Genomic DNA, 26,768 nt, shown 5'->3' with positions numbered 1-26,768 from the left:
GTCCGTAGGTCTACCGTTAACCTATTCCCCAACAAAACTTGGTCCGCCCGACACGTTTGTATCGTGGCGTGGGGCGCTATGTATAAAACCCGCTTGGTTTTGGCAACCCCTTTTTTGTTTCGATCTGGTCAACCATGCGATTACTGCATAGGGGATTTGCCTTGTTCGGGATTGTCGTTACACTCATATAGCTGATTCGCAAGATCGTCATATAAATGTCTTGATGATCGCCGATACAGGTAACGTTGATAACAGAAGGCAGGTTTTCGCAAAGTGAAGCAGGTTAATCCCCATAGCAACTCGCATCGGGCACAAGGCCCAGCAGGCGGCGCTGCAATGGGCGAGCACGCCGTGCTGGATTTGCCGGAAAAACCCGCCATGCCGCAACCCGGCCAATCTGTTCAGGTGCCTGGTGATCGGGAAAAGCCATCGCGGATGGTCGATTGCATCACAGCCCCGCTTTATGCCGCGATTGATCTTGGCAGTTCCAATTGCCGTCTTCTGGTCGCGCGTCCGTGCAATGACGGTTTCAAGGTGATTGATGCCTTTTCGCGTGTTGTGCGCCTTGGCGAAGGAGTGCGTGAAAAGGGCTATCTGTGCGAAGCCGCGATGGAACGGGCAATTGACGCGCTGCGCATCTGTGCAAAGAAGCTGCGCCGTCATCCGGGGGCAAGATTGCGTGCGGTTGCGACCGAGGCCTGCCGGACAGCGAATAATCGCGATGAATTTGTCCGCCGCGTTGAAAAAGAAACCGGCATCGTCCTTGATATCATCAACCCGGACGAGGAAAGCCGTCTGGCGCTTCAGGCCTGTTCGGCCCTGCTTGATGAACGTCCCTATGCGGTGGTGTTTGATATTGGCGGTGGCAGCACGGAAATTTGCTGGATCAAGGTTGATAACACCGGCAAGACCCAGTGCATTGAAACGCTTTCGATGCCATGCGGTGTCTTGTGTTTGACCGAACGCTATGCCTCGGTCGAGGAGCGTCGCGAACGGTTCGAAGCCATGCGCACCGAAATCCGTCAGCGTCTTGAAGAATTTGCCAAGCGCAATTGCTGTACCGATATGCTGGATGACAACAAGGTTCAGATGGTTGGCACATCGGGCACGGTTACGACATTCTGTGGCATCGCCCTTGGGCTTGAGCGTTATGAGCGCCACAAGGTCGATGGATCCGATCTGCGTTTTGATGATGCAGAACGGGTGACCGAGCTGTTGCTTAGAATGGAAAATGACAAGCGCAAAGGTCATCCCTGTATCGGAAACCAGCGGGCCGAGCTGATGGATGCGGGGGCGGCGATCTTTGCCGCGATTCGCGATATCTGGCCGTTGGCGACCCTAAAGGTCGCGGATCGTGGTTTGCGCGAAGGTATTTTGGTCGATTTGATGCGTGCGGACGGTCATGCTATTGACCCTTGCGACGCGCGCCGTCATACAGTGTCCCATATTCCGGCTTCATCCTGATCGGTTGACGCAATCGTCCCGACAGGTCATTGGCCCAAACAGAATTCAGTTCAGGAAAGATCATGAGCGAAAATCGCAGCGGAAAAGGCGGGCAGCGCCGCCGCAAGGGTTCGGCCATTGCAGCCATCGACACCGGCGCGCGGCGCGGTTTGCGCACACGTGTCAAAAGTGCCAAGGGGCGCAAGCTGTCCTCGACGCGCTGGCTCGACCGGCAGCTTAATGATCCGTACGTGCAGGAAGCAAAGCGTCTTGGCTATCGGTCGCGTGCGGCCTTCAAGCTGATTGAAATTAACAACCAGTTCGATCTGTTGCGTCCGGGCATGCGCATTGTTGACCTTGGCGCCGCACCGGGTGGCTGGACGCAGGTTGCGGTCGATATGGTCGGCTCCAAACACGGGCGCGGTCAGGTTGTTGGTCTTGATATTCTGGAATGGGAAGGTCTTTCAGGCGCAACCTGTTTGCAGGCCGACTTCCTTGATCCCCAGGCACCGGATATGATCAAGCAGGCCCTTGATGGCCCGGTTGATGCGGTTATTTCCGATATGTCGCCGGAAACCACCGGCCATCGCCAGACAGACCATATCCGGATCATTGATCTGGTCGAACATGCATTGCTGTTCGCCGAGGAAGTTCTGGCACCGGGCGGTATCTTTATTGCCAAGGTGTTCAAGGGCGGAACCGAGAACGACCTTCTGGACCGGGTGAAGAAAAACTTCCGCGTGACCAAACATGCCAAGCCGCCGGCATCGCGTCCGGAAAGCCCGGAGGCCTACCTGATCGCCACCGGATTCCGTGGTCAAAACAACGCCGAAGACGATATCAAGAACGCCGAAGTGCGTGAAGGCGACAGCTGGTCACCGGTCGAATAATCGCCGGTTTTGCTGCGTTGCAGTCCTAAATCCGTAAGTTCAAATATTCGTTTTCACTTGCGCTACATCAATCCACCTCACAGACTTTGCAGGTTATAGTTGCGGCTCAATCTGCAATGACATGTTTGTGGGCAAGAAGGACCTTTCCGGGCAAAGGTCCTTTGTTGTGGGGTGAATTTGATGAAGCAAGACAATCTGTTTCTGACCGGTGTCGAACGTCATTTCGACGAACACGAAATCATCGTTTCAAAAACGGACCTCAAAGGTCGGATCACATATGCAAATGATGTGTTCCTGCGTGTGGCCGGATATCGTGAGCGCGACATCCTTGGTCAACCGCACAGCATCATTCGCCATCCCGACATGCCCCGATGTGTCTTTTCTCTGCTGTGGGAAACGATCGAAGCCGGACGCGAGATCTTTGCCTATGTCATTAACCGTTGTTCGAATGGCGATCATTATTGGGTTTTGGCCAATGTGACGCCGACCTTTGGTCCGAACGGCAAAATCATCGGTTATCATTCCAACCGACGCGTCCCGCGCCGTGACGCACTTGAAAAAGTCATACCGCTATATGCGGCTCTTTGCGAAGAAGAAGCAAAAGAACGAAATCGCAAGGAAGGGATGGCGCGTGGAACCGCAATGGTGGGGAAACTTCTTGGGGACGCGGGCATCGATTATGATCAATTTGTTTTCACTCTCTAACCTGCGCTTGGTGCTGGCAGGTTGCTGGTGCCTTGGCTTTTTGACAATTGCATCTGTTCTGGTCTGGCCTGAATTCCTGACATTGGGTGTTGTCGGGTTTGCCGGGCTTCTGACCATTTGCTGTGTATCAGGGGCGCTTACGGTTTATCGGCAGCAGCACATTCTTGACGAGCTTTGCGATACGGTTCTTGCCGCGGCAGCAGGCAATATGGATGCCCGTATTTCCAACCGTCAGAGCCGTGGCAAGCTTGCCAATATGCAAAATGCCGTCAACCAGCTGCTTGACCTGACAGAGGCTTTTACCAAAGAAGCCGCCGCTGCGATGAATTGCGCATCGCGTGGTGATTATTATCGCAAAATCGTTCCGCGTGGCTTGCGCGGTGATCTGATCGGCTATGCCGAAAAGGTCAATAATGCGCTTGATATCATGGATGTTCAGACCAAAACGTTTCGCAGCAGTGCCGGGCGGATTGGTGATGATCTTAAATTTGTTGTCGGTGACTTGTCCGACAGTGCGCGCAAACTGACATCGAATTCCGATTTCCTGTCACAGAACGTTACCAAGATCGCCGATCAAAGTTCGGAAATGCGTCGTGCCGCCGAGGAAAGCAGTGCGGCCCTTGATGGTATTGCAACCGCAACCGAACAGTTTAGCGGATCAATCAAGCAGATCGGATCGCAGATCGACGGTTCGGCGTCCCTGTCCGAAGTGGCGGTCGAGCGGGCCCGGTCGGCAGGCGAACATATGGAACGGCTTGATAGCCTGGCGACGTCGGTCACCAGTGTCGTCAAACTGATTACGGATGTTGCCGAGCAGACAAACCTTCTGGCGCTGAATGCGACAATCGAAGCCGCACGTGCAGGCGAGGCGGGCAAAGGGTTTGCCGTGGTGGCGTCCGAGGTCAAAAACCTTGCCAATCAGTCCAGCCATGCCGCCGAAGAAGTTATTCGCGAAATCGGCCAGATGCAGGAAATGACCCGCGAGGCCGTGGTCTTTGTCCACGAGATCAGTGAAACCATCACGGAAATCGATAACGGTGCGCGCCTTGTGGCAGATGCAACCCGTGAACAGACCGACGCCGTTGCGGAAATCAGCAATCGTATCGAACAGGCCGTCACCCGGATGCGCGATATCGTGACGAGCGTCGCACTTGTCGCGTCGGGAACCAATGATTCCCGGGAAGTTCTGGTTGCCTTGCATGACGAGGCCAATGGCCTTTTGGGCCGGGCCGAAAGCCTTGATGGTGATGTTCGGAACTTTATCGGTCAGGTGCTTGATAACCGGGCCAAAGAAGCCGTCAGTTAAGCTTTATCCTTTTGCACAGCACGTGCTCTGCGTGGAATGTCACCTGAATCGCATGGGAGGATTTGGGGGAATGGCTATTGTTTGAACAGGTTGATAAAACTGCACAGCCTGTCAGCAGCCCCATCGACCAGTTTCTAACGGAATGCGCAAAATAAAGCATCAATAAAATCACAGGGCTGTTATGGGCGCAGAAAACTTGGCATTTGGGGCATAACATGTATAAATTCCGCGCCAACTCAGATTAACGAGGTGGCCAGATGACCCGCATTGTAGAAGCCCTGACGTTTGACGACGTTTTGATCAAACCTGCCGCATCCGAAGTGTTGCCGGCACAGGTGCAGACCAATACCCGCATTACCAAGAAGATTGACCTTAGAATCCCGCTGCTTTCCTCGGCTATGGATACCGTAACCGAAAGCGCAATGGCGATTGTAATGGCGCAGCACGGCGGCATGGGGGTTATTCACAAGAACCTCGATATCGCGCAGCAGGCCGAAGAAGTTCGTCGTGTGAAGAAATTCGAATCGGGCATGGTTGTGAACCCGATTACCATTCATCCAGACCAGACGCTTGCCGATGCGCTTGATCTGATGGATGCAAACCATATTTCCGGTATTCCGGTGGTCGAGCGTGGCTCGAAAAAGCTGGTTGGTATTCTGACCAACCGTGACGTCCGCTTTGCATCAAACCGTGCACAGCCGGTTTCCGAGCTGATGACCCACGAAGGTCTGGTGACGGTGACCGAAAACGTCGACACCACCGAAGCCAAGAAACTTCTGCACCAACACCGCATTGAAAAGCTTCTGGTTGTTGATGACGCCTATCGTTGCACCGGCCTGATCACGGTCAAGGACATCGAAAAAGCCAAACTGCACCCGAATGCCTGCAAGGACGAAAGCGGTCGTTTGCGCGTTGCCGCGGCAACCGGTGTTGGCGAAGCCGGTTTCGAACGTGCAGCGGCCCTTGTGGAAGCCGGCGTTGACATTCTGGTCATTGATACCGCCCACGGCCATTCGGCAGGCGTGATCAAGGCAGTCGAGCAGATCAAATCAAAAGTTGGCGATACCCAGATCATTGCCGGTAACGTTGCAACCGCGGACGCCGTCCGGGCACTGGCCGATGCCGGTGCGGATGCAGTCAAGGTCGGCATCGGCCCGGGGTCGATCTGCACCACCCGTATTGTGGCCGGTGTTGGCGTTCCGCAGCTGACCGCCATTCTTGATTGTGCCGAGGTTGGCCTTAAGCTTGATGTTCCGATCATTGCTGATGGCGGTATCAAGTTCTCGGGCGATATTGCCAAGGCGATGGCTGCGGGTGCAAGCACCTGTATGGTCGGATCGCTTCTGGCCGGTACGGACGAAGCCCCGGGTGAAGTCATCCTTTATCAGGGCCGTTCCTATAAGTCCTATCGTGGTATGGGCTCGGTCGGTGCGATGGCACGCGGCTCGGCTGACCGTTACTTCCAGCAGGACGTTCAGGACAACCTGAAACTGGTTCCCGAAGGGATCGAAGGTCGCGTACCGTACAAAGGTCCGGCAGGTCAGATCATTCACCAGCTGGTTGGCGGTCTTAAGGCGTCGATGGGCTATACCGGTTCGGCAACCCTTGCGGACTTCCGTGAACGTGCCGAGTTCGTTCGCATCACCAATGCGGGCCTGCGCGAAAGCCACGCCCACGATGTGACCATCACCCGCGAAGCCCCGAACTATCGTCCGGGCAGCTAAGGGCACGGGTTGCTGACGGGTTGCGATAATGCTGAGCAGCCTTGCATTTGAAGTGGTTGGCGAACAGCCTGTCACATGCTATCAGCAGCCAACAAATTCAGATGACGGCAGGTCTTCCTGCCGTCATCGTCTTTTTTATCGTAAGGTGTGTTCGCGCTTCCTATATCCGAAGCAGCAGTAACACCCACAAAACAGGTTGGAAATTCGCTTTGAAACCCGGTGCACGTATCGCAGCCGTCATTGAGCTTTACGACGGTTGGACCCATACCCGAGACGACGCAGACCGCGTTGTATCAGGCTATTTCGGATCACGCCGCTATATCGGTGGTGGCGATCGCCGTGAAATCAGCGAACGTTTCTATAACCTGATCCGTCATCAGGCCCGTCTGGGCTGGTGGCTGGCCGAGATGGGTTACGAGTTCCAGGATGGTCGTGCGCGTATGATCGCCGATCTCGTCTTGCATGATCGTCTGTCCAAGGCCGATATCGAAGACCGTTTCACTGGCGAACAATTCTGCCCGGAAACCCTTCATCCCAATGAAAAACACCTGATCAACAAGCTTGCTGACAAGACCCTGGATCATGATGCCCAGCCCGGCGCGGTTAAAACCGAACTGCCGAAATGGCTGTATGCGGAGCTGATGAAGCTTCATCATGAAAATCTGTCGGCGGAAATGGCGGCCTATAACCAGCCGGCCAAGCTTGATCTGCGTGTCAACCGCTTGCGCGGTTCGGTCGAAGACGCGATCAAGTCGCTGAAAGCCGATGGCATCAAGGATATCGAACGCACCCCGTTCGCGCCCAATGGCCTTCGTTTGCCGCTGGGCCTGAATATGCTGGTTACCGCGGCCTATAAAGACGGCCTGATCGAAATCCAGGACGAAGCATCGCAAATTTGTGTCAATCTGGTTGATGCCAAGCCGGGCATGACCATCCTTGATATGTGTGCGGGCGGTGGCGGCAAGACCCTTGGAATTGCAGCCGACATGCGCGGCAAGGGCCGTATTCTTGCCTGTGATACCCATGGTGGCCGTCTGGACAATGCGCGCAAACGTGCACGCCGTGCCGGTGCCGGGGATTGCATCCAGCAACGCATCATTGCCGATGAACGTGACAGCTGGCTGCGCAACAAGTCCGGTTTCTTTGATCGTGTGTTGCTTGATGTGCCCTGTTCCGGTCTTGGGACGCTGCGCCGTAACCCTGCTTTGCGCTGGCGTATTGGTCAGCGTGACCTGCGCACCCTGATGGCCCAGCAAAGCAAGATCCTTAAGGCCGGTGCGGCAAAGGTCACCAAGGGCGGTCGCCTGATTTATGCAACCTGTTCGATCATGCCCGAAGAAAACGAACGCCTGATTGAAACCTTTATGCGCGATCGCAAGGATTTCCGTCCGGTGCCGGTCAGTGAAATCTGGCCGGATGCCCCGAAATCGGTTCCGGTTCCCGGTGGCAAGGACAAACCTTGGCTGCGCCTGTCGCCAAATGTTCATGGCACCGACGGGTTCTTTGTCGCGGTGTTCGAACGGACCGCCAAAGGCAAGGTAAAGTAATGATGATGGCGGTGATGGCATATGACACCAAGCCATTCACCGGCCTCAGTCTGTCTGCACAGAAAAAGGCCCTGCGAGGGATACTCGCAGGGCCAGTTTTGTTTAACCGTGAACGCAAAATTGCGTTGATGGACTCTTCTGCAAATTGCCAGGCCCACGGTCCTTCGGGTGATGACCCGATATTGGCTGAAAACCGCTTATTCGGCTTTTTCGGTCGCACCATCAAAGATGGTGGTCGGCTTGTCCGAACCTTCGGAATTCTCAAGATTGTTCATGCCCGGAATGACTTCATCCTGGGCGTCCGGGCCGGTCTTCAGGCCTTCGCCGATCTCGGCACTCGGAGCAGCCGGTGCGATGGTTTCGGAATTCTGGGCCGGGGCGCTTTCCTCGGTCCCAAAGACCGGAAGGGCAGAGCCGCCGTCTTTCTGCGTCATGGCGATTGCGGTGGCTGTACCGGCAACCAGAATAAGACCAGCGACGGCGAGTGCGATTTTACTACCTTTGGAAGTGCTCATGGTTACGTGTCCCTTGCTTTGATCAAAAATGCGTTGCTCATGCTCGGACGCGTTGTTTCCCGCGTTCCGTTAAGTTGGAGAATGCACGCCTATTGCGAAGGAAAAAGGGACCAATTGTGGGAATTTCTGGGGGAAATGTGCGCAAAAACGCCGCAATCTTCCCCAAAGCCCGGAAATAGGGGCAAAAGTTTTTTGAATGCATCGTTGGGTGACCACCTGCGCCGGGTTGCCCATCACGATGGTTTGGCGTATGTACGGCGCAACCCCATCTTCGACGGAGATACGGCCCGATGACTGATCGCGTGCTGATTATTGATTTCGGATCACAGGTCACCCAGCTTATTGCACGTCGCGTGCGTGAAAGCGGTGTCTATAGCGAGATCCATCCTTTTAATAACATCTCGGATGCGTTCCTTGATGAATATGCCCCCAAGGCCGTGATCCTTTCGGGTGGCCCGGCGTCTGTCCATTGGGACAAGGCACCGTCGGCGCCGACCAAGGTGTTCGAGCTTGGCGTTCCGGTTCTGGGCATCTGCTATGGTCAGCAGACCATGGTCAACCAGCTTGGCGGTAAGGTCGCGACTTCCGATCATCGTGAATTCGGTCGTGCCTTTGTTGACGTGATCGAAGATTGCGCGCTGTTCACCGGTGTGTGGGCGGCTGGCGCACGCGAACAGGTCTGGATGAGCCACGGCGACCGTGTCGATGCCCTTCCCGAGGGCTTCCGCGTTGTTGGCAAATCCGAAGGCGCACCGTTTGCCGCCATCGCCAATGACGAAAAGAAATTCTATGCGGTTCAGTTCCACCCGGAAGTGGTCCATACCCCGCATGGCGCGCAGCTCCTTAAGAACTTCACGCATGGCGTTGCCGGTTGCTCTGGCGACTGGACGATGAATGCCTATAAGGACGATGCGATTGACAAGATCCGCAAGCAGGTCGGTGATGGCAAGGTCATCTGTGGTCTGTCGGGCGGTGTTGACAGCTCGGTTACCGCTGTTCTGATCCACGAAGCAATCGGCGATCAGCTAACTTGTGTGTTTGTCGATCATGGCTTCATGCGCTCGGGCGAGGCTGATCAGGTCGTATCGCTGTTCCGTGACCATTACAACATTCCGCTGGTTCATGTTGATGCGTCCGAAACCTTTATCGGTGCCATCGAAGGCGAAACCGATCCGGAAGTAAAACGCAAAACCATTGGTCGTCTCTTCATCGAGACCTTCGAAGAAGAAGCCAAGAAAATCGGTGGTGCAGACTTCCTGGCACAGGGCACGCTTTATCCTGACGTGATCGAAAGTGTGTCCTTTACCGGTGGTCCGTCGGTCACCATCAAGTCACACCATAACGTTGGTGGTCTTCCGGAACGCATGAACATGAAGCTGGTTGAGCCGCTTCGTGAACTGTTCAAGGACGAAGTTCGTGATCTTGGTCGTGAATTGGGCCTGCCCGACAGCTTTGTCGGTCGTCATCCGTTCCCTGGACCGGGTCTTGCGATCCGTATTCCGGGCCAGCCGATCACGCGTGAAAAGCTTGATATCCTGCGCAAAGCCGATGCGATCTATCTCGAAGAAATCCGCAATGCCGGTCTTTATGATGCGATCTGGCAGGCATTCGCCGTTCTGCTGCCGGTCCGTACCGTTGGCGTGATGGGCGATGGTCGTACCTATGACTATGCCTGTGCCCTTCGTGCGGTTACCTCGACCGATGGCATGACCGCGGACTTCTATGCGTTCCCGCCCGAACTGCTTGGCCGCATCGCCAACCGGATCATCAATGAAGTCAACGGCATCAACCGTGTCACCTATGACTTCACCTCGAAACCACCGGGAACCATCGAGTGGGAATAAGTTTTCCGATACCGGAAACAACAAACGGCGCGTCCATAGGGCGCGCCGTTTTGTTTTGGAGTTCGTTTGAGCCTTACGGTCCATCCGACCCGCAATCACCTGTTGAATTGCACGCATTTGACAAGACCTGTTGGACGCTGCGTTGCCAGTTGAAGGTCAGGCAGGAGGACAGGGCCAACAGAGCGGTCAATGCGATGATCAGGCGAAGCGGGCGCATGGTTTCATGGTCTTTACTTTCGGCGGAGTGCAGGCAGGCCAACGCCGGTGGTTTCAAACCCGCCGTCTGCCGCAACGATTTGGCCGGTGACGAAGCTTGCCTTGTCCGAACACAGGAAATGGATGACTTCGGCGATTTCATTTTCCGTGCCATAGCGGCCAAGCGGCATGGCATCCAGATAGGCCGAGATGATTTCAGGCGAATGTACCGCCATCGCCAGTTTGGTTTTGACCGGGCCGGGGCAGACGCAATTGGCGCGAATGCCATATTCGCCAAGTTCGGCGGCCTGTTGTTTGGTCATGTGAATGACCGCTGCCTTTGATGTGCCATAGGCCACGCGAAGGGTAGATGCACGCAGGCCCGAGATCGAGCCGATATTGACGATTGCGCCCTTGGTTTCCTTTAGCGCCGGAATGGCGGCCTGAGAGACAAGGAATACACCATCAAGATTGGTTTCCATGATCCGGCGCCAGGTGGCAAAGCTGGTTTCTTCGACCGGCAGGAAATCGGCCACGCCGGCATTGTTCACCACCGCATCAATCTGACCAAATGCGCCAAGGACATCTGCGATCATTTGATCGACCTGTTCGGGGATCGAGACGTCAAAGATAAACGGTTTGGCGTCGGAAAGATCGGCCGAGGCGCTTTGCAATTCATCGCCATCACGGTCTATCATCGCAACGTTCCAGCCTTGGGCGATGAACAGTTTGGCGGTGGCCAGCCCAATTCCGCGTGCAGCGCCGGTGACCAGGGCGATCTTCTTTGACATTTATTGCTTCCTCTCCTGAAGTATTTTGCTGTTTATGCGACATGTTGCCATCGCTTGCCTTCATTTAGGCAAAACATTCTTCAGGCGGCAAGCATCGGTTATTGCTTAGTACCAAAACAGTTGGGTGGCATAGATCAGCATCGAGAACAGGCTGACGAAATAGGCGATGGAACGCACGCCATTGACGCCGGGAAGCCGGGTAATACCGGCAAGATAAAATCCGGCATGGGCGAGGCGGGCGATTAGAAACAGGGTGGCGCAGATAATCGTAACCCTGTTGGAAACCCCGATGAGGTGTGCGCAGAGGACAATGATCGCAAAGGGAACCAGATTTTCCAACTGGTTCTGATGGGCACGAAGGCCGCGTGCAGCAACGCCGATGCGTTCGGGAAGTCCGTCGCGATTGCCCATCAGGCGCCTGCCGCCAACGCCGGGCTGCTTGGCATAGGCGTAATTATAGATCCATGGCATGCCAAGGCAGATCAGGGCATTAAGCAATAGAATGAAAAGTTCGTAAGTCACCGGAAATCCAACCATGCAGTTTCATTAATCAACTTACGTCGGAAACAGCATGGTTGGATCAGGGGCGAGGGTGGGGACTTCGGGGACCTCGCCAGTGGTGAAAGATCAGGCGTCGACTTCAAATTCCAGAAGATCGCCGGGTTGGCATTCCAGTTCCTTGCAGATTGCAGCAAGGGTTTCAAAGCGCACGCCACGTACCTTGCCCGATTTCAAAAGCGACAGGTTCTGTTCGCTGATCCCGATCCGGGCGGCAAGGTCCTTGGATTTCATCTTGCGGGTGGCAAGCATCACATCAAGTCGAACGACAATTCCCATTAGACGAAGCTCCGGTTTTCATCGTCAATCCGGGCGGCTTCGCCAAGAACCCATGCAATCACAATGATCAGGCCGCCAAGGAACAGGGTGCTGGCCTCGGCATTGCTAAGTCCAATCGACAGCATCCGTTCACCAGCCGGGCGATGAAAGGTTGCCAGAACCGAAGTCGCCGCCCCGGTTAGTGGTTTGGCCAGTGTTTGCACCAGAAGGGCAATGCCAAACAGCTTAAGATGGCGGATCGGTTCGGGCTGGAAGATGGCGTTGTTGGAAAAAGCCCCGAACATCTTGCGCAGGTGATTAAGGCCATAGGCCAGGATCAGCGACGGGATCATCATGACCAGCATGGTGGCATATTTCTGCCAGCCCGAAAGTGCATGCAGGTCGGTGATGGAAACCGTCATCTGGCTGCTCGTGGTTTCAACCCAGCCCGGCACGTACCAGATGAATGGCACGACCAGAAACTGAAAGATGATGGCAAGGCTGCAGACCCAATACAAAATGCTACTGAGGCGACGGACATTCTGAAGGGTGTCGGGCTGATGCAGGGTGGTCATTCTTGGGGCTCCTCGTGATCGATATTCTCGAATCGATTTATAAAATTCATGTAAAGCATGAATAATTTATCGATATGAGTCAATCTGGAAAAAGAAGCAGATGCCTGTGCATGTTGCGATAAGGTGCTATGACAGAACAGTTTCCGGCGTAATTCCGTTGGGTTTGGCCGCGTTTGTGGGTGTGTGATTATAAGGTGGAATGTTGGGAAATCCGGCGAGTTCCCCTTGCCTTGGATGGGCAGGCATGGAAAATAAGGGCATGTCAGAAAGCAAAACCAAAAACCGGACCGCAAACGCCGTGACCACATCTGCCGATACCGATTGCGCGGAATGCGATACCGCTGCCCGTCTTGGTCTTAGTACCGAGCAGGGCGAAGCCGTTATGCGCGATGCATCACGCGCGGTGGGGGCAGATCTTTCCTTGCCCCATATCGAGGCGGCGGCAAAAATTTTTGCGTTGTTGGGGGATGCCGGGCGGTTGCAACTGGTTTTGCGGTGTATGGAAAAGCCGCAAACTGTAAGCGAGCTGGCTGATGCGACCAACATGTCGCAGTCGCTGTGCAGTCACCATCTGCGTCACCTGCGCGATCAGCGGATTCTGGCGTCCGAACGCTGCGGGCGGCATATTTTCTATCAGATTGATGACGAACATATCTCGTGCGTGGTGCGCGACGTGTTTGCCCATGTGACGCACGACTGATCTTTTTTCGTTTGTAATTCAATTGGTTGATTGACTTGATCCGACATTCTGCCGGGGCATTTGTCCTGCGCAAATTTCATATTCAAATGGTGGTTTGAATGTTCTTGACAGGTCAATATATGAATCGTAGTTTGAATATAACATATGAATGAAAATTTGATCTTATGAGGTGAGTGAATGTCCTTCGTCGCAAAATGGGAAGACCTTCCGACGATTGGAAGTTGTGCGCAATGTCGTGCGTCCCTGATTGATGCGTTGAACGCGGCAGTGCCCGATCATGGCATTTCCGGTGACGGGCAGGGGATTTCGATTTCGACCCCGGCCAGTGCCGATGAAGACGCGGTTCTTAAGGATATTCTTGCCAGGCAGGGTAAGGCCGTTGGTCATTATCACTGGCAGGTTTCGGGCATGGATTGCGGGTCCTGTGTTGCAAAGATCGAAACGGCCCTTGGCAGGCTTGATGGTGTGTCATGTGTTGATGTGTCGATGATGCGCGAAACCGTCACCCTGGGCATTGCCACCGATCAGGCCAATCATCGCGGCGACATTTCCACCATGCTGACCAAACTTGGTTATCCGGCACAGGAAAAGGCCGCACCGGGTGCTGCGCGCAAAAATGCGCAGAGTGCGTGCTGTGGCGGTGGTGAAGGGCAGCATGAAGGCCACGATCATGGCTCCGATCATAGTCACGGCCATGATCATGTGCACACGCATGCAACGGATGATGCCGCGGAGGAGCGGCGTCGCTGGTATGCACCATGGTCTTCGGAAAATGATGAAATCGCCTTTGCGGCCATGTTCCTGATCCTTGGTGGGGTGATCGGGGCGTTGGTGCCGGCAACGGCCCCCTATGCCATGTCGGTGGCGTCTGTTTTGGCAGCATTGCCAGTGATGAAAAAGGCCATGCGCCTTGCGCGCAGTGGTGCCATTTTCTCGATCGAGCTTTTGATGTCGGTTGCGGTCATCGGCGCGGTGGCGATTGGCGAAAGTCTTGAGGCCGGGATGGTCGTCTTGCTGTTTGCGATTGGTGAACGGCTTGAAGGTGTTGCTGCCGGGCGGGCGCGAAGCGGGGTCAAGGCCCTGATGAAGCTTGCCCCGGAACAGGCACGTATGGTGATTGACGGGGAGTTCAAAACGGTTTCCCCGGCCGAGCTTGCCCTTGATGATATTGTCGAAATCCGTCCTGGCGAACGGATTCCGGCCGATGGTGTGATCGCATCGGGGGCGGCGGATGTTGACAACAGCCACCTGACAGGTGAATCAGTCCCGGTTCACAGCGTTCAAGGCGACGAGGTCTTTGCCGGTGCCATCGTAACGGACAGTCCGGTGCGGGTAAAAGTCACCCGTGCGGCCGGGCAAACCATGCTTGATCGTGTGATTGAACTGGTGGAGCAAAGTGAAAAGCACAAGGCGCCGGTTGAGCGCTTTGTTGCGAAATTTGCCCGCATCTATACGCCGATCATTATGGCGCTTGCCGCTGCGACGATTGTCATTCCGCCGGTTCTGTTCGGCCAGTCGTGGGATGAATGGATTTATCGCGGTCTTGCCTTGCTGTTGATCGGATGTCCCTGTGCGCTGGTGATTTCAACGCCTGCGGCGGTGACATCGGCTTTGGCGCGCGCCACCAAGATCGGGCTTCTGGTCAAGGGTGGTGCGGGGCTTGAACTGATTGGTGCGGTTCGGACCATGGCGTTTGATAAAACCGGCACCCTGACCGAGGGTAAGCCAAAGGTTGCCGCGATTAAAACCACCGACGGTTTTGGAGAAAACGGACTTCTGACCATTGCCGCGGCGTTGGAAAGTGTAACGTCCCATCCGCTGGCCCGCGCAGTGGTACAGGCCGCCGAAAGCCGCAATCTTGAATTGCCGGTGATTGAAAATGCCAAAACCATTGCTGGCGCAGGTGTTGAAGGCTCTATTGATGGCGTGACCTATCAGGTCGGGGCGGCAAAACGTCTTGGCGTTATTCCGAATGGCGATGTTGCCGACTGGCTGGATGCTCAGGAAGAGGCGGGTAGTACCGCCGTTGTTATCCTGAAAGACCGGCAGATCATCGGGGCTTTGGCGCTGCGCGATGTGGCGCGTGCTGATGCAAAGGCCGCCCTTGCCGAACTTAACAGGCTTAACATTACGCCTGTGATGTTGACCGGCGATGCTACCCGCGTTGCCAAACGCATGGCCGCAGAGCTTGGAGTGGAATATCGCGCCGAACTGATGCCCGAAGACAAGCTTAATGCGCTAACCGCTTTGCGGGATGATCCCAAACGTTCCGGTCCGATTGCAATGGTCGGGGACGGGATCAATGATGCCCCGGCGCTTAAATCGGCTGATGTTGGGATTGCCATCGGTGGTGGTACGGATATCGCCCTGGAGGCCGCGGATGCGGTGGCCGTGAAGGACCGGCTGGGCGATGTGGTTAATCTGGTCAAGCTGTCGCGTGCAGCGCGCCGCGTTATCCGGGAGAATATCGCAATCGCACTTGGGCTTAAGGCGGTGTTTCTGGTGACGTCGATCACAGGCCTGACCGGCTTGTGGTTGGCCGTGCTGGCCGATACCGGCGCAACGGTTCTGGTCACGATCAACAGTTTGCGTCTTTTGATTGCCTTGCGAAAGGCCCGGTAAGCGGGCGGTTAGCTGCCTGTTTCCGATACAAATTCACCAAAATGAATGCCGTCAGTCCGACCCGACTGGCGGCATTTTCTTTGCCTGAAAGGCGGGGTGCAAACGGGCGTACATCGGGAAAAACGGCAAAACAAAATTGACAGCACCGGAATAACGCTGTTAGGGTTTATCCGAAACAACGGCATTAATTCCGTTATAACGGAATTATAAGAAACTATCCAACATGTGTGGCTCATTAAAAAGCGGAGACAAAAGATGACTTTTCTTAAAACGCTCGCAGTCGCGACTGTAATGACGGCTGCTGCCGGTTCTGCGATGGCACAGGAAGCAAGCAAGCTTCAGGAAGTGCTTGATCGCGGTTATCTTGTTCTGGGTACGGGTTCGACCAACCCGCCTTGGCACTTCATGGACAGCGACAACAAGCTCAAGGGGTTTGACGTCGATATGGGCCGCCTTGTTGCCAAGGCGCTTTTCGGCGACCCGGATAAAATCCAGTATGTTCAGCAGTCCGGCGATGCGCGTATCCCGAACCTGGTAACCGACAAGGTTGATCTGTCATGCCAGTTCATGACCGTGACCGCCGAACGTGCCCAGCAGATCGAATTCACCATTCCTTACTACCGCGAAGGTGTTGGCCTGCTTTTGATGGCAAATGGCGATTATGCCGATTATGACGCGCTTAAAGCAGCGGGTGACGATGTGACCGTGGCTGTTCTTCAGAACGTCTATGCCGAAGAAATGGTTCACGCAGCCCTGCCGGACGCCGAAGTTGACCAGTATGACAGCGTCGATCTGATGTATCAGGCCCTGAATTCCGGCCGTGCAGAAGCCGCAGCGACCGACCAGTCCGCTTTGCGCTGGTTCATGGTTCAGAACCCGGACCGTTATCTTGATGCCGGTTATGCCTGGAACCCGCAGAGCTATTCCTGTGGTGTCAAACCGGGTGACCAGCGTTGGCTGAACTTTGTGAACACCGTTCTGCATGAAGGCATGACCGGCGTTGAATTCCCGTTCTATGCCGAAAGCTTCAAGACCTGGTTCGGCGAAGAACTGGCCGTGCCGAAAATCGGCTTCCCGGTCGAATACAAGTAACGCACGCAGCATCCTGGAAGAATCGCTTTGAATTACGATTTCAATTTTGACGTCATCTGGCGCAATTGGGAACTTCTCGCCGAGGGACTTGGTCTTGGCCTGTTTCTTGCCATTGTGTCGATTGCGATCGGCTGCGGGATTGGTCTTCTTGCTGCTTTCGGGATGCTGTCCCGCCACAAGATTTTGCGCTGGATTGCGGGGGGGTATGTCTCCGCAATCCGCAATACTCCGATCCTTGTCCTGATCCTGTTTTGCTATTTTGCCTTGCCGCAACTGGGCATCGCGCTTGATAAAATCTCGTCCTTTATCTTTACGCTGTCGATCTATGCCGGTGCCTATCTGGCCGAGGTGTTCCGATCCGGGCTTATGGCCCTGCCAAAAGGATTGCGCGAAGCCGGGCTTGCGATTGGTCTGACCGAATTCAAGATCAAGACCAACATCATCATTCCGGTGATGTTCCGAAATGTTCTGCCATCGCTGTCAAACAACTTCATTTCGCTGTTCAAGGATACCTCGCTGGCAGCGGCGATTGCGGTGCCGGATCTGACCTTTTATGCGCGCAAGATCAATGTCGAAAGTTTCCGGGTGATTGAAACCTGGATGGTGGCATCGATGATTTATGTCGTGGCCTGCTATTTGATTGCGTGGCTGTTGCGTCGCCTTGAACAGCGCCTTGCTGTTCCTCGTTGAAAGGGTCTCAGGTGAACTTCTCTCTTTTCTTTACAGAGTTGTGGAATGCCCGGATGAGCCTGCTTGACGGGTTGGGCGATACCATTCTGATTTCTGTTTCGTCGGTTGTCCTTGGCACCATTCTTGGTGTGTTTGTCGGACTGGCCATGACATACGGACAGAAGTGGCTGCGCTTTATCGTGCGCCTCTATATCGACTTTTTGCGCGGAACGCCGGTCTTTGTTCTGATCCTTGCATGTTTCTACATCCTGTCCGTGGTCGGTGTTGATCTGACAGCGTTTCAGGCCGGGGTCCTGGCACTGACCCTGTTTTGTTCGTCCCATGTCGGCGAGATTGTTCGCGGTGCATTGTCCGCGATTGCGGTCGGGCAGACCGAGGCGGCCAAATCAATCGGCCTGACCTTTGTGCAGACATTTATCTATGTCCTGCTGCCCCAGGCGCTGCGCCAGATTTTGCCAACCTGGGTGAATACCGCGACCGAGATCGTCAAGGCATCGACCCTGTTGTCGATCATTGGCGTGGTCGAACTGTTGCTGGCGACCCAACAGGTGATTTCGCGCACCTATCTCAGTCTCGAATTCTATCTGTTCGCAGGCTTTGTCTATTTCCTTTTGAACTTCGTGATCGAGCAAGCCGGCCGTGCCGTCGAGCGTCGCATTTCGATCCCTTAATGAGGCTATCATGTCCCCAATTCTGACTATTTCCGGTCTTCACAAGAGTTTTGGTGAACTCGAAGTTCTCAAAGGTATTGATCTGACGATGCAGCGCGGTGATGTTGTATCGCTGATCGGGTCGTCGGGTTCGGGTAAGACCACGTTGTTGCGTTGTGTGAACCTGCTGGAAGATTTCGAACAGGGTTCAATCGAGCTGGCTGGCGAGAAGATCGGGTATCGTGAAGACGGTGCCGGGCAGCGCCGCCGTTTATCCGAACGCGAAGTTGCCCGCCAGCGCGCGATGACCGGTATGGCGTTTCAGCAGTTCAATCTGTTCCCGCATATGACCGCAATCCGCAACGTGATGCTGGGTCTGATCAAGACCAAGAAAATGCCAAAGGACGAAGCACGTGCGGTGGCCGAGAAGTGGCTTGAACGTGTGGGCATGGCGGCACGCAGCGATCATTATCCCGGGCAGCTTTCCGGTGGTCAGCAACAGCGCGTGGCGATTGCCCGTGCCATCGCGATGAACCCGCAAATCATGCTGTTTGACGAAGTCACATCGGCCCTTGATCCCGAACTGGTGGCAGAGGTTCTTGCCGTGGTGCGCGATCTGGCGGTTGACGGCATGACCATGTTGCTGGTGACCCATGAAATGCGCTTTGCGCGCGACGTTTCGACCAAGGTCGTTTTCATGCATCAGGGGCGCATTCATGAAGAAGGCACCCCCGAAGAGATTTTTGGTGCGCCAAAAACCGAACGTTTGCAGGGCTTCCTTGCAAATTCCGAAATTTGAATCAGGAGATCATTTATGAGCATTAAAAGACATGGCGTTGGCGAAGGCAAAGGCAGCGGGCAGAAAACATTGCCATTTGCCAAGGCCACCGAAGCTGACGGCTGGCTTTATGTCTCAGGACAGACACCGATGCGTGACGGCGAAGTCGTTGGCACCGGCATTGTCCAGCAATCGCGCATCGCGATTGAAAACATGCTGAAAATCGTTGAGGATGCGGGTTACGACCGGGCCGATATCATGCGCATTGGCGTCTGGCTTGACGATGCCCGCGATTTCTGGAGCTTCAACGGCGTTTTCGAAGAATATTTCGGCGAAAATCCCCCGGCGCGTGCATGTGTTCAATCCTCGATGGTGGTTGATTGCAAAGTTGAGGTCGACTGCATTGCCTTTCGTAAGGCATAAGCTAGTTGCATAAAAAGACATGAATTAAGCGGGGCGACAGGGGATATGAAAGAAGGTCAAACACGGACACGTGCGCGCGGCATTGATCGTGCGTTTGATATTCTTGATCATCTGCGTGATGTCAGAACGTCCCAGCGCCCCGCTGAAATTGCCCAGGCACTTGGTGCGCCCACATCGACGATTTATGACCTGATCGGCACCTTGCTTGATCACGGTATGCTTGAGGTCACCGATGCAAACGGATCGGTTTTCCTCGGTCGTCGTGTCTATTTCCTTGGACTGGCTTACAGCGACTATTTCGACCTGACCCGTCAGGCGGCAACCGTGCTTGATGAAATTACCGCCAGCACCAAGGAAACATCGCAGTTCTGTATGCTGGATGGTGGCAAATACACCGTTGCCCTGCAACGTGAAGGCAGCCGTCCGTTTCGCATCAAGGCCGATGTCGGACAACGCACATCCATCCCCTGGACCGCATCGGGGCGCTTGTTGCTGGGGCATCTCAGCGATGATGAAATTCGCGATCTGATCCCCGAGGAAGATTTCATTCTGCCCGATGGCACGCGAATGGACATTGATGCCTATATCGCGGAAATCCGGAAGGCACACCACGAACAGTTTTTCTCGTTCGACAGTATCGTTGATACCTTTACCCATTGCTTTGCCGCACCGGTCTATGACCGCAAGGGCATCTGTGCCGCGACAGTTTGTATCGTCGCGCCCAAGGAAGATGCCCGCGAGAATTATCAGCTTTATATGAATGCGCTGAAAACGGCTGGGGCCAAGCTGTCGCAAGGCAACTGATCCATTCGATATGAAGGCATGCTACTGAACATCGTGCGATGATCAGAGCGGTTTTGCGCGTGCGTGTGATTTAAGGAAATTGTCCCGAAAAGGAGAAAGCGGCGGTTATCGTTTCCCGCATCGATAACCACCGCTTTACCACCTTGAGAGGCCTACGGGGAGAGAGGACCCGTAGGTTGAGAGACAAGCCATATTTGGGGACAAATGCGAATGGGTTGCATTCGCGGGCTGTGTCGAGACCTGTTATAGGTGAGGAAAAAACAGGACGCAAGTGAAAATCGTTCTCATTTGCGTAAAATTTTTAGTTGAGAAGTCGCGCATCTAATTATCCCGACAAAAATGCTTGGTTAATATGCCGGTTTTCTGCGGTTTCGGGGTCGCTAAAACAACAAAACCCGCAACGTTTGTGCGGGTTCTGAAGTGTGCTGGTGATTGTGAAATCAGGCGGTAATACGCCGCAAATGATTGTCCCAATGCAGCGATTTATGAGAATCGTCGGGAAGTTCAACACGTTTGCGGCGAATCGCATCCATGCGCCAGCCATTGCCAAGGCCGCTGGTGCCGACAAATTCACCCGGACGATCCGTTGCGGCAAGGCCGCATCCATCCGGGGCGGCGATATGGGTCAGGAAATCATTGGTCTTGGCATCCCAGAATGTCACAAGCCCTCCGCGCGGGCAGGAAATGCCAAATACCTGACCCGATGCATCAAAGCGTACAGACCCGCAATATTGGCGCATCCGGTACTGAACATTATCCGGTGCCTCGATCGGGCGGATTTCCTTGCCCGGTTGCCAAACACCAACCAGCGGGACCTGATCATTGATCTCGCCCTGATACTGGAAGCCCGCGGCAATCGTTCCATTGGCCGCAACGTCAAGGTGGCGGATGGAAAGTTGATGCCAGTCATGTTTAAGCGATGCCTGATGGATCAGTTTGCCGGTATGGCGGTCAATGATCGACAGGTTGGGTTCCATGGAATCGATGTTTAACGCGGTGCGCCCGTCGAAATCCGGGTGGGTATGAAGCCCGCCGTTGGCAATGACAAGCTGTTCACCGCCGGGCATCAGATGCAGTTCATGCGGGCCGGTGCCAAAACTGTCAAATTCCGCCACCCGGCGATAGCCATCCTCGGCATCCCAAACCGAAACCACACCCCTTGCATGATCAAAATCATTCTCGGTGATATAGAGAAACCGGCCATCATTGGAATAAATGGCATGACCATAGAAACGGCGATCTTCGGGGCAATGCAGCTTGGCGCGGACGTCGCCGGTATGCCGATCAAGGATCAGGCCATAAAGGCCCGGGCGGCGTTCAACAGCCGCCACATCAACATGGTTGGGACGCAGGCCGATATCATGACCACGGCCCGGCAATGCCTGTTCAAACAGGATTTTGCCCGATGCGTTAAAGGCGCTGACATAGAAATCATCGGCATCCCCGGCACTGGCGGAAATATAGACCGCACGGTCTTCGATGGCCGGTGTGCTTGCTGCCCGCGCAATATTTAGTGGCAACAGGGTAAATGCCCCGCCAACACCCATGAGTTTCAAAAACTCGCGACGTTGATGTCTCATTTTATTTCTCCGGTAAGAGAGCCCTGCAAGATTGGATTAATCGCCATCCAGCGCATTGAAACCGCCACCCAGCTGTGTGGTGCCGCCAATGTCGTTTTCAACAAGGGTAATCAGGAAATCGATTTGGGATTTGAGATCGACCAGGCTTTGATAACCATCGGATTGTGCCAGCAGCGTATCGATGGATTCCGGACGTTCCAGAACGGCATCCGTAACCGTTTGCCAGTTCAGGCGGAAGGATCGGTCCAGAAGGCTGCTATCAATCAGGGATGCCAGTCCGGCACCCTCGGTTCCGACGTCACCCCATTTGCCATCATAGATCGCAAGCAGCCCGGTCAGGTTATGGGCAACGTTACGAAGCGACCGTTTTGAAACTTCGCTTTCAGCACGGCTGGCCTTGGCGTCTTTTTCATTTTCACCCAACGGACGGCCAAGCTTCTGGGTGGAGATGATCAAAAGACCTTCGTGAAGGGCGCGGTAAAGGTCGGTCGCCGCAAACTTGGCGGTGGGGTAATCCATGCTGTCAGGACCGGCTGTTGCCATGGCCTCGGCAAATTCCGGCCATTCATCGCGCAACTCGCCGGTGATGGTTTGAAGATTGGTGGCAATGGCCGTGCCATATTGGCACAGGAACACACCGTCTTCATCGCCCTTGGTCAGATGATCGATATTGCTATCATCAAACAGGACTTCTTCGAGTGCCGGGAACCCCTGAAGGGCGGCACTGGCTTCGGCCAGTTGCACCGGGTCGGTATAGCTTGCCGGTTTGCTGAACAGCAATTTGCGAAACTGTCGGGCGGCGGTACCATGTTTGTCCGGCCAATATTCGATATGCTGATCACGGCCCTTGGCAACCAGCGGCCCCATGCGCCATGGCTGTATTTCCTGCCAGATATCCATCGCATTATGGAAATCTTCCTGCACATCTTTCAGATCATCTGCATCCGGCGATGCGCAGAAATCCGTGATCGATTTGGTCAGATCGCCGGTCGCATCATGAAAATCATCCAGCTTGGGCGGCATCACCTTGGTCAGCAAATGATCGAGCGCAGGTCGATAATTCTCGTCGGGGATATCAGCCTGTGCGTTCTGGCTTGTGAAACTGACGGCAAGGGCGGCCGCGGTTGAAAGAAGCGTGATACGCCAGCTGGATGAAAGGGGCATATGTCTTTTCCGAATATTCACTGGATCTGAGGCACTTATACAGATTCAAAGCGACTTGAGAAATGCAAGCAGTTCCCTGCGCTCAGATGGTGGCAGCATTGTGACAGCGTTACGTGATGTTTCTGCCTCGCCGCCATGCCACAGGATTGCTTCCAGAATGGTGCGTGCGCGCCCGTCATGCAAGAACTGCGCGCGGTGATCAACCTGTTTGGCCCGGCCAATCCCCCAAAGCGGCGGTGTGCGCCATTCGCGCCCGGATGCCTGTGCCTCGGGTCTATGATCGGCAAGGCCTTCGCCCATGTCATGAAGCAACAAGTCGCTATAGGGCCAGATAACCTGCCCGGATTGTTCGATCATGTCCAGGCGTTCGGGCAACTGATAGCTTGGCGTGTGACAGGATGCGCAGCCAATGCCGTTGAATATCTTCTGACCGGCAATAACATCGGGCGCGTTGGCGTCCGGACGGGCCGGGGGGGCAAGGTTGCGCGTGTAATACAAAACCAGATCGGTGATTTGCGAATGGGCTTCCAGGTTTTCAAATTCCGGGTCATTGCCATTTGGGGCCGCAAGGCACGCGGTCTGGGCATCAGTGCAATCACCCGAACCGTTCGGATAAAGCGGGGTTGATAGGCCGATATCAAACTGAAACGCATTCTGGTTTTGTTGATCAAGGCTTGGCATTCCAGCCTTCCAGCCAAAACGACCAATGGCAAGTTGCCCCTTGGCAATGTCCCAGACATGATTGACCCGGCCGGAAATGCCATCGCCATCGGTATCTTGCGGGTCAGCCTTGGCAAGAAGGACATCGTCGGGGATGGCTTCAAGCAGACCAAGGCCGATCATCGGCGGGGCAATGCGCGGCGATACCATCACATCGGGATGAAGCGGCCCATAGGCAATGTCGGTCATCTGATAATCGGGCTGTTGCAGGGTAATAGTTTCACCACCTGCAAGGTCGATATCAATGTTCTGATAGGTAACCTTTACCCGTCCTTCGGCGTGGATGCCCGGGATCGAGAAATCCTGAAACTGGCCGCCATAAACCGGGTCGGGGATGGTTGCGATCTTGCCATCAAGATGATCGCGCAATTGGTCAACTGTTTGGGGCGGGATCGACAGGCGCAACAACATCGATGTCGCACCTTCATCGGGGGCATTTTCATCAATCGGGTGACCGCGACCATTGCGGATATGACAGCCGTTACAGGCACGCGAATTAAACAGCGGGCCAAGGCCATCGGCGGTTTTTGTACGTGTCGGGGCGGTTACCCACAATCTTTGAAAAAGGGCCTCGCCAAGCTTGAAATCAAGCCGCTTTTCAAAGGTCATATTGGCCGAATAATGGGTGAAAACATTTCGCCCAACGGGGTCGGGCCAAGTGGTGTCGCCGCCGGGCAGGGCCGAGGATGCCAAATCCTGTGCAAAGGCGGATGTCGGAATGGCAGTTGTTGTACCCAAAGTGCCAAGGACAAGGCCGATGGTTGCTGTTTGGCAAAGGATTGATGCGGGACGTTTCATTGGCGTGATTATTCTTTTCATTATTCCAAAAGCAAAACGGCGGGAGATGAAATCCCCCGCCGTTCGTTGCCATCAAGGCAGGTTTCCTGTCTTCAGGCTTAGTTGACAGCAGACGGATTGTCGAGGCTGTCAGAGCCTTCGAACTCGATGCCGTCAATGCCAACAGTGGCAATGATCTGTTCGATTGATTTGGTCTGGTCGACCAGCGCGTCAACAAAGGCCTGAACAACGGCATTGCCATCGTCATTGCCCATTGCGATCAGCTGATCAAAGGCTTCGCCGCCTTCTGCGCGGGTAACCATGGCTTTGCCAGCCAGAACCGATGCTGCAAGCTTGCCGCGCAGTTCGGTATCAAGGGCTGCATCCTTGTCTGCAACCAGATCGGAAAGCGACGGACCTTCAACAACCGAACCGTCAACACGGGTGTAACGGCCAAGGTAAACGTTCTGGATGCCCAGGGCGTCATAGAAGTGGCTGTTATGGGTGTTGTCAGAGAAGCAGTCATGCTCTTCTTCCGGGTCATGAAGCAGCAGGCCAAGTTTGGTACGCTCGCCACCCAGTTCACCATAAGACAGTGAACCCATGCCGGTCACAATCGCGGTCAGGCCCGGAACGCCGTCACCTTCAAGGACGGTTTCACGTGCTTCGCCACCTTCGGCCCACTGTACGGTGATCCATTCCAGATCAGATACCAGAAGATCACCAGCAGCTTTCAGGTAAGCACCGCGACGATCACAATTGCCATTGGTGCAAGCATCACCTGCGGCATAGTCAGTCCATGCACGTGCGCCAGCGCCGGCTTCGGTCCCGTTCAGGTCCTGGCCCCAAAGCAGGAATTCAATGGCGTGATAACCCGTGGCAACGTTTGATTCGACATCGTCGATTTCGTGCAAGTCTTCAAGCAGGGTGGCATTGATGGTTGATGCATCAATGGTCGTGCCGGAAATCACAAGGGTCGGATTGGCGACGACATTGGCGGTATAGGCCGGGTTTTCTTCGCTTTCTTCGCCATAAAGATCGGTTTCGACATAGTCGATCAGACCTTCGTCAAGCGGCCAGGCGTTTACCTTGCCTTCCCAGTCATCAACGATGGCATTGCCAAAGCGGTAAACTTCGGTCTGCTGATACGGCGCGCGTGCGGCCAGCCATGCGGATTTTGCTGCGCCAAAGGTCTCAGCCGACGGCTGTGCGACCAGTGCGTCAATTGCCGACTGCAATTTCTTTGCAGTGATCAATGAATCTTCGTAACCGGCATGTGCAATATCGGCATAAGTCGTCAGAACGTCTTTGGCACCCGGTGCGGCATAAGCCTGCACGCCAAGGGTCGACGCCAAGGCGGCCGTCCCGAGAATTTTTGCGATTTTCATAGGAGTTCCCATCTATCCCTGAAAGTGAGCCAAGGGCACAAGCCCTGCGGATCAGAAGGCAAATGCATCTATGCAAACGAAGAAATCTGCTCCCCGCACTTCGCCCTGATCCATATGCTTCGGGTTAAGTGATACTGCTTGTGATAATGATTTTCAATTGGAGAATGGCGCTCAGGCCAAATTTTCACGTTTTCTGAATGTGGTAACTGCAAATTGATCAGTTCTTAAACAAATGGTTGTTCATTATCGGAGTAATGTCGGTCAATACATGCATCAGACCATAGCCACCCCAAGAGAGAGCAAGATGAACAATCAGATGTCGGATGAAAAGAAAGTCAAACTTTGGGATTTTCCGGTACGCCTGTTCCACTGGGCGCTGGTTGTGGCCATCGTGACTGCATGGTGGACCAATCAACAGTTGATGATCGATATCCATGCGATTGCCGGATATAGTGTTCTGGCGCTGGTGCTGTTCCGGATTATCTGGGGCTTTGTTGGCAGTTCGAACGCGCGCTTTGCGTCCTTTATCAAGGGACCGGACAAGGTGATCGGATATGCGATCAAGGTTCCAAACGGATCAATATCCGATCTGACCTATGCCGGGCACAATCCGGCTGGTGGTTGGATGGTTGTGGTTCTGATTGTTCTGGTCGGGATTCAGGCCGTCAGTGGCCTGTTTGCAAGCGAAGACACATTCCTGTTCTTTGATGGACCGCTTGTTGCCCATGTCAGTTCTGATCTGGCCAGCACAATGAACTGGATCCATCACACCAATATCAATCTGATTTATGCAATGGTTGGCCTGCATGTCTTTGCTGCCCTGTTTTATCTGGTCGTCAAACGTGAAAACCTGATCGGGGCAATGGTTACCGGGGCGCGCATGGTGCCAGCAGAAATCGCAGACAAATTCGCCAAAATCCGCTTTGCATCGCCGATTGTCGGCGTTGCCATTCTGGTGATCTGTGGCCTTGCGGTTTGGGCGATGGTGACGGCTGCGCGCGGTTGATCCGGCAATTCTAAGGGTGCGAG

Annotated in this window: 25 protein-coding genes; 16 read left to right on the top strand and 9 right to left on the bottom strand. The window is 54.6% G+C overall.

What is annotated here, in order from left to right; all coding sequences use genetic code 11:
* The first annotated feature begins 336 nt into the window (after positions 1 to 336).
* The 6 genes from TH19_RS19515 (at position 337) to TH19_RS19490 (ending at position 7,615) form a co-directional block, all read left to right on the top strand.
* Entirely contained in the window at positions 337 to 1,464 is a 1,128-nt protein-coding gene (locus TH19_RS19515) for a Ppx/GppA phosphatase family protein (RefSeq protein WP_114104027.1), read from the top strand.
* A gap of 62 nt (positions 1,465 to 1,526) precedes the next feature.
* Positions 1,527 to 2,333, top strand: a complete 807-nt coding sequence (locus tag TH19_RS19510) for an RlmE family RNA methyltransferase (RefSeq protein ID WP_114104026.1) — start codon at positions 1,527 to 1,529, stop codon at positions 2,331 to 2,333.
* Positions 2,334 to 2,513: 180 nt separating this feature from the next.
* Positions 2,514 to 3,038 (top strand): PAS domain-containing protein, encoded by a 525-nt coding sequence (locus tag TH19_RS19505; protein ID WP_114104025.1) that lies wholly within the window; start codon positions 2,514 to 2,516, stop codon positions 3,036 to 3,038.
* Positions 3,013 to 4,344: a methyl-accepting chemotaxis protein gene (locus TH19_RS19500; protein WP_114104024.1), complete on the top strand. Its 1,332-nt coding sequence runs from the start codon at positions 3,013 to 3,015 to the stop codon at positions 4,342 to 4,344. The genes TH19_RS19505 and TH19_RS19500 overlap by 26 nt, the downstream gene beginning before the upstream one ends.
* 257 nt (positions 4,345 to 4,601) lie before the next feature.
* Complete coding sequence (gene guaB / locus TH19_RS19495; protein ID WP_114104023.1) at positions 4,602 to 6,068, top strand: IMP dehydrogenase; 1,467 nt, start codon at positions 4,602 to 4,604, stop codon at positions 6,066 to 6,068.
* 209 nt (positions 6,069 to 6,277) lie between these two features.
* Entirely contained in the window at positions 6,278 to 7,615 is a 1,338-nt protein-coding gene (locus tag TH19_RS19490; RefSeq protein ID WP_114104022.1) for an RsmB/NOP family class I SAM-dependent RNA methyltransferase, read from the top strand.
* A gap of 197 nt (positions 7,616 to 7,812) precedes the next feature.
* Here the strand turns inward: TH19_RS19490 and TH19_RS19485 are convergent, their stop codons facing one another.
* A complete protein-coding gene (locus tag TH19_RS19485) occupies positions 7,813 to 8,130 on the bottom strand; it encodes a hypothetical protein (RefSeq protein WP_114104021.1) in 318 nt (105 codons plus the stop codon).
* Positions 8,131 to 8,420: 290 nt separating this feature from the next.
* On the opposite strand from TH19_RS19485, the gene guaA reads away from it, so the two are divergent.
* Positions 8,421 to 9,974, top strand: a complete 1,554-nt coding sequence (gene guaA, locus TH19_RS19480; RefSeq protein WP_114104020.1) for a glutamine-hydrolyzing GMP synthase — start codon at positions 8,421 to 8,423, stop codon at positions 9,972 to 9,974.
* A gap of 230 nt (positions 9,975 to 10,204) precedes the next feature.
* On the opposite strand, the gene TH19_RS19470 is transcribed toward guaA, so the two are convergent.
* The 4 genes from TH19_RS19470 to TH19_RS19455 form a co-directional block, all read right to left on the bottom strand.
* Positions 10,205 to 10,960, bottom strand: coding sequence for an SDR family NAD(P)-dependent oxidoreductase (locus TH19_RS19470; protein WP_114104018.1), 756 nt, complete (start codon positions 10,958 to 10,960; stop codon positions 10,205 to 10,207).
* Between the two features lie 105 nt (positions 10,961 to 11,065).
* Complete coding sequence (locus TH19_RS19465) at positions 11,066 to 11,482, bottom strand: MAPEG family protein (protein ID WP_114104038.1); 417 nt, start codon at positions 11,480 to 11,482, stop codon at positions 11,066 to 11,068.
* A gap of 105 nt (positions 11,483 to 11,587) precedes the next feature.
* Positions 11,588 to 11,797 (bottom strand): helix-turn-helix domain-containing protein, encoded by a 210-nt coding sequence (locus tag TH19_RS19460; RefSeq protein ID WP_114104017.1) that lies wholly within the window; start codon positions 11,795 to 11,797, stop codon positions 11,588 to 11,590.
* Positions 11,797 to 12,351, bottom strand: coding sequence for a DUF2975 domain-containing protein (locus TH19_RS19455; RefSeq protein WP_114104016.1), 555 nt, complete (start codon positions 12,349 to 12,351; stop codon positions 11,797 to 11,799). The genes TH19_RS19460 and TH19_RS19455 overlap by 1 nt, the downstream gene beginning before the upstream one ends.
* Positions 12,352 to 12,610: 259 nt before the next feature.
* On the opposite strand from TH19_RS19455, the gene TH19_RS19450 reads away from it, so the two are divergent.
* The 8 genes from TH19_RS19450 to TH19_RS19415 all read left to right on the top strand — a co-directional run bounded on the left by TH19_RS19450 (position 12,611) and on the right by TH19_RS19415 (position 20,110).
* On the top strand, positions 12,611 to 13,051 hold the full coding sequence (locus TH19_RS19450; protein ID WP_114104037.1) for an ArsR/SmtB family transcription factor: 441 nt from the start codon (positions 12,611 to 12,613) through the stop codon (positions 13,049 to 13,051).
* Between the two features lie 177 nt (positions 13,052 to 13,228).
* Positions 13,229 to 15,673: a heavy metal translocating P-type ATPase gene (locus TH19_RS19445; RefSeq protein WP_114104015.1), complete on the top strand. Its 2,445-nt coding sequence runs from the start codon at positions 13,229 to 13,231 to the stop codon at positions 15,671 to 15,673.
* A gap of 255 nt (positions 15,674 to 15,928) precedes the next feature.
* Complete coding sequence (locus TH19_RS19440) at positions 15,929 to 16,765, top strand: transporter substrate-binding domain-containing protein (RefSeq protein WP_114104014.1); 837 nt, start codon at positions 15,929 to 15,931, stop codon at positions 16,763 to 16,765.
* 27 nt (positions 16,766 to 16,792) lie between these two features.
* Positions 16,793 to 17,455 (top strand): amino acid ABC transporter permease, encoded by a 663-nt coding sequence (locus tag TH19_RS19435; RefSeq protein WP_114104013.1) that lies wholly within the window; start codon positions 16,793 to 16,795, stop codon positions 17,453 to 17,455.
* A gap of 53 nt (positions 17,456 to 17,508) precedes the next feature.
* Positions 17,509 to 18,126, top strand: coding sequence for an amino acid ABC transporter permease (locus TH19_RS19430; protein ID WP_258548049.1), 618 nt, complete (start codon positions 17,509 to 17,511; stop codon positions 18,124 to 18,126).
* 10 nt (positions 18,127 to 18,136) lie between these two features.
* Positions 18,137 to 18,904: an amino acid ABC transporter ATP-binding protein gene (locus TH19_RS19425; RefSeq protein ID WP_114104011.1), complete on the top strand. Its 768-nt coding sequence runs from the start codon at positions 18,137 to 18,139 to the stop codon at positions 18,902 to 18,904.
* 15 nt (positions 18,905 to 18,919) lie between these two features.
* Positions 18,920 to 19,306: a RidA family protein gene (locus tag TH19_RS19420; RefSeq protein WP_114104010.1), complete on the top strand. Its 387-nt coding sequence runs from the start codon at positions 18,920 to 18,922 to the stop codon at positions 19,304 to 19,306.
* A gap of 45 nt (positions 19,307 to 19,351) precedes the next feature.
* Complete coding sequence (locus TH19_RS19415; protein ID WP_114104009.1) at positions 19,352 to 20,110, top strand: IclR family transcriptional regulator; 759 nt, start codon at positions 19,352 to 19,354, stop codon at positions 20,108 to 20,110.
* Between the two features lie 440 nt (positions 20,111 to 20,550).
* Here the strand turns inward: TH19_RS19415 and TH19_RS19410 are convergent, their stop codons facing one another.
* From TH19_RS19410 to TH19_RS19395, 4 genes are all read right to left on the bottom strand, one after another.
* Entirely contained in the window at positions 20,551 to 21,690 is a 1,140-nt protein-coding gene (locus TH19_RS19410) for a DUF1513 domain-containing protein (protein WP_114104008.1), read from the bottom strand.
* Positions 21,691 to 21,726: 36 nt separating this feature from the next.
* Complete coding sequence (locus TH19_RS19405) at positions 21,727 to 22,854, bottom strand: imelysin family protein (protein ID WP_114104007.1); 1,128 nt, start codon at positions 22,852 to 22,854, stop codon at positions 21,727 to 21,729.
* A 45-nt stretch (positions 22,855 to 22,899) separates the two neighbouring features.
* Entirely contained in the window at positions 22,900 to 24,372 is a 1,473-nt protein-coding gene (locus TH19_RS19400) for a di-heme oxidoreductase family protein (RefSeq protein ID WP_114104006.1), read from the bottom strand.
* 98 nt (positions 24,373 to 24,470) lie between these two features.
* The gene (locus tag TH19_RS19395) at positions 24,471 to 25,739 is read right to left on the bottom strand and encodes an imelysin family protein (protein WP_114104005.1); all 1,269 of its coding nucleotides are present in this window, start codon (positions 25,737 to 25,739) and stop codon (positions 24,471 to 24,473) included.
* 304 nt (positions 25,740 to 26,043) lie between these two features.
* Here TH19_RS19395 and TH19_RS19390 point away from each other — a divergent pair, with 304 nt between their 5' ends.
* Entirely contained in the window at positions 26,044 to 26,745 is a 702-nt protein-coding gene (locus TH19_RS19390) for a cytochrome b/b6 domain-containing protein (RefSeq protein ID WP_114104004.1), read from the top strand.
* Positions 26,746 to 26,768: the final 23 nt, after the last annotated feature.

Source organism: Thalassospira profundimaris (assembly GCF_003326675.1).
GTDB lineage: Bacteria > Pseudomonadota > Alphaproteobacteria > Rhodospirillales > Thalassospiraceae > Thalassospira > Thalassospira aquimaris.
Note: the sequence above shows the minus strand (reverse complement) of the source record. Positions and strands in the feature narration are given on the sequence as shown.

Excerpts from the sequence above, each read along its gene's own strand:
- TH19_RS19485 (WP_114104021.1), bottom strand. The coding sequence starts at position 8,130 with ATGAGCACTTCCAAAGGTAGTAAAATCGCACTCGCCGTCGCTGGTCTT.
- TH19_RS19450 (WP_114104037.1), top strand. The coding sequence starts at position 12,611 with ATGTCAGAAAGCAAAACCAAAAACCGGACCGCAAACGCCGTGACCACA.
- guaB (WP_114104023.1), top strand. The coding sequence starts at position 4,602 with ATGACCCGCATTGTAGAAGCCCTGACGTTTGACGACGTTTTGATCAAA.
- TH19_RS19455 (WP_114104016.1), bottom strand. The coding sequence starts at position 12,351 with ATGACCACCCTGCATCAGCCCGACACCCTTCAGAATGTCCGTCGCCTC.
- guaA (WP_114104020.1), top strand. The coding sequence starts at position 8,421 with ATGACTGATCGCGTGCTGATTATTGATTTCGGATCACAGGTCACCCAG.
- TH19_RS19410 (WP_114104008.1), bottom strand. The coding sequence starts at position 21,690 with ATGAGACATCAACGTCGCGAGTTTTTGAAACTCATGGGTGTTGGCGGG.
- TH19_RS19510 (WP_114104026.1), top strand. The coding sequence starts at position 1,527 with ATGAGCGAAAATCGCAGCGGAAAAGGCGGGCAGCGCCGCCGCAAGGGT.
- TH19_RS19420 (WP_114104010.1), top strand. The coding sequence starts at position 18,920 with ATGAGCATTAAAAGACATGGCGTTGGCGAAGGCAAAGGCAGCGGGCAG.
- TH19_RS19500 (WP_114104024.1), top strand. The coding sequence starts at position 3,013 with ATGATCAATTTGTTTTCACTCTCTAACCTGCGCTTGGTGCTGGCAGGT.
- TH19_RS19515 (WP_114104027.1), top strand. The coding sequence starts at position 337 with ATGGGCGAGCACGCCGTGCTGGATTTGCCGGAAAAACCCGCCATGCCG.
- TH19_RS19430 (WP_258548049.1), top strand. The coding sequence starts at position 17,509 with ATGAGCCTGCTTGACGGGTTGGGCGATACCATTCTGATTTCTGTTTCG.
- TH19_RS19400 (WP_114104006.1), bottom strand. The coding sequence starts at position 24,372 with ATGAAACGTCCCGCATCAATCCTTTGCCAAACAGCAACCATCGGCCTT.
- TH19_RS19425 (WP_114104011.1), top strand. The coding sequence starts at position 18,137 with ATGTCCCCAATTCTGACTATTTCCGGTCTTCACAAGAGTTTTGGTGAA.
- TH19_RS19390 (WP_114104004.1), top strand. The coding sequence starts at position 26,044 with ATGAACAATCAGATGTCGGATGAAAAGAAAGTCAAACTTTGGGATTTT.
- TH19_RS19445 (WP_114104015.1), top strand. The coding sequence starts at position 13,229 with ATGTCCTTCGTCGCAAAATGGGAAGACCTTCCGACGATTGGAAGTTGT.
- TH19_RS19460 (WP_114104017.1), bottom strand. The coding sequence starts at position 11,797 with ATGGGAATTGTCGTTCGACTTGATGTGATGCTTGCCACCCGCAAGATG.
- TH19_RS19405 (WP_114104007.1), bottom strand. The coding sequence starts at position 22,854 with ATGCCCCTTTCATCCAGCTGGCGTATCACGCTTCTTTCAACCGCGGCC.
- TH19_RS19440 (WP_114104014.1), top strand. The coding sequence starts at position 15,929 with ATGACTTTTCTTAAAACGCTCGCAGTCGCGACTGTAATGACGGCTGCT.
- TH19_RS19470 (WP_114104018.1), bottom strand. The coding sequence starts at position 10,960 with ATGTCAAAGAAGATCGCCCTGGTCACCGGCGCTGCACGCGGAATTGGG.
- TH19_RS19505 (WP_114104025.1), top strand. The coding sequence starts at position 2,514 with ATGAAGCAAGACAATCTGTTTCTGACCGGTGTCGAACGTCATTTCGAC.
- TH19_RS19415 (WP_114104009.1), top strand. The coding sequence starts at position 19,352 with ATGAAAGAAGGTCAAACACGGACACGTGCGCGCGGCATTGATCGTGCG.
- TH19_RS19395 (WP_114104005.1), bottom strand. The coding sequence starts at position 25,739 with ATGAAAATCGCAAAAATTCTCGGGACGGCCGCCTTGGCGTCGACCCTT.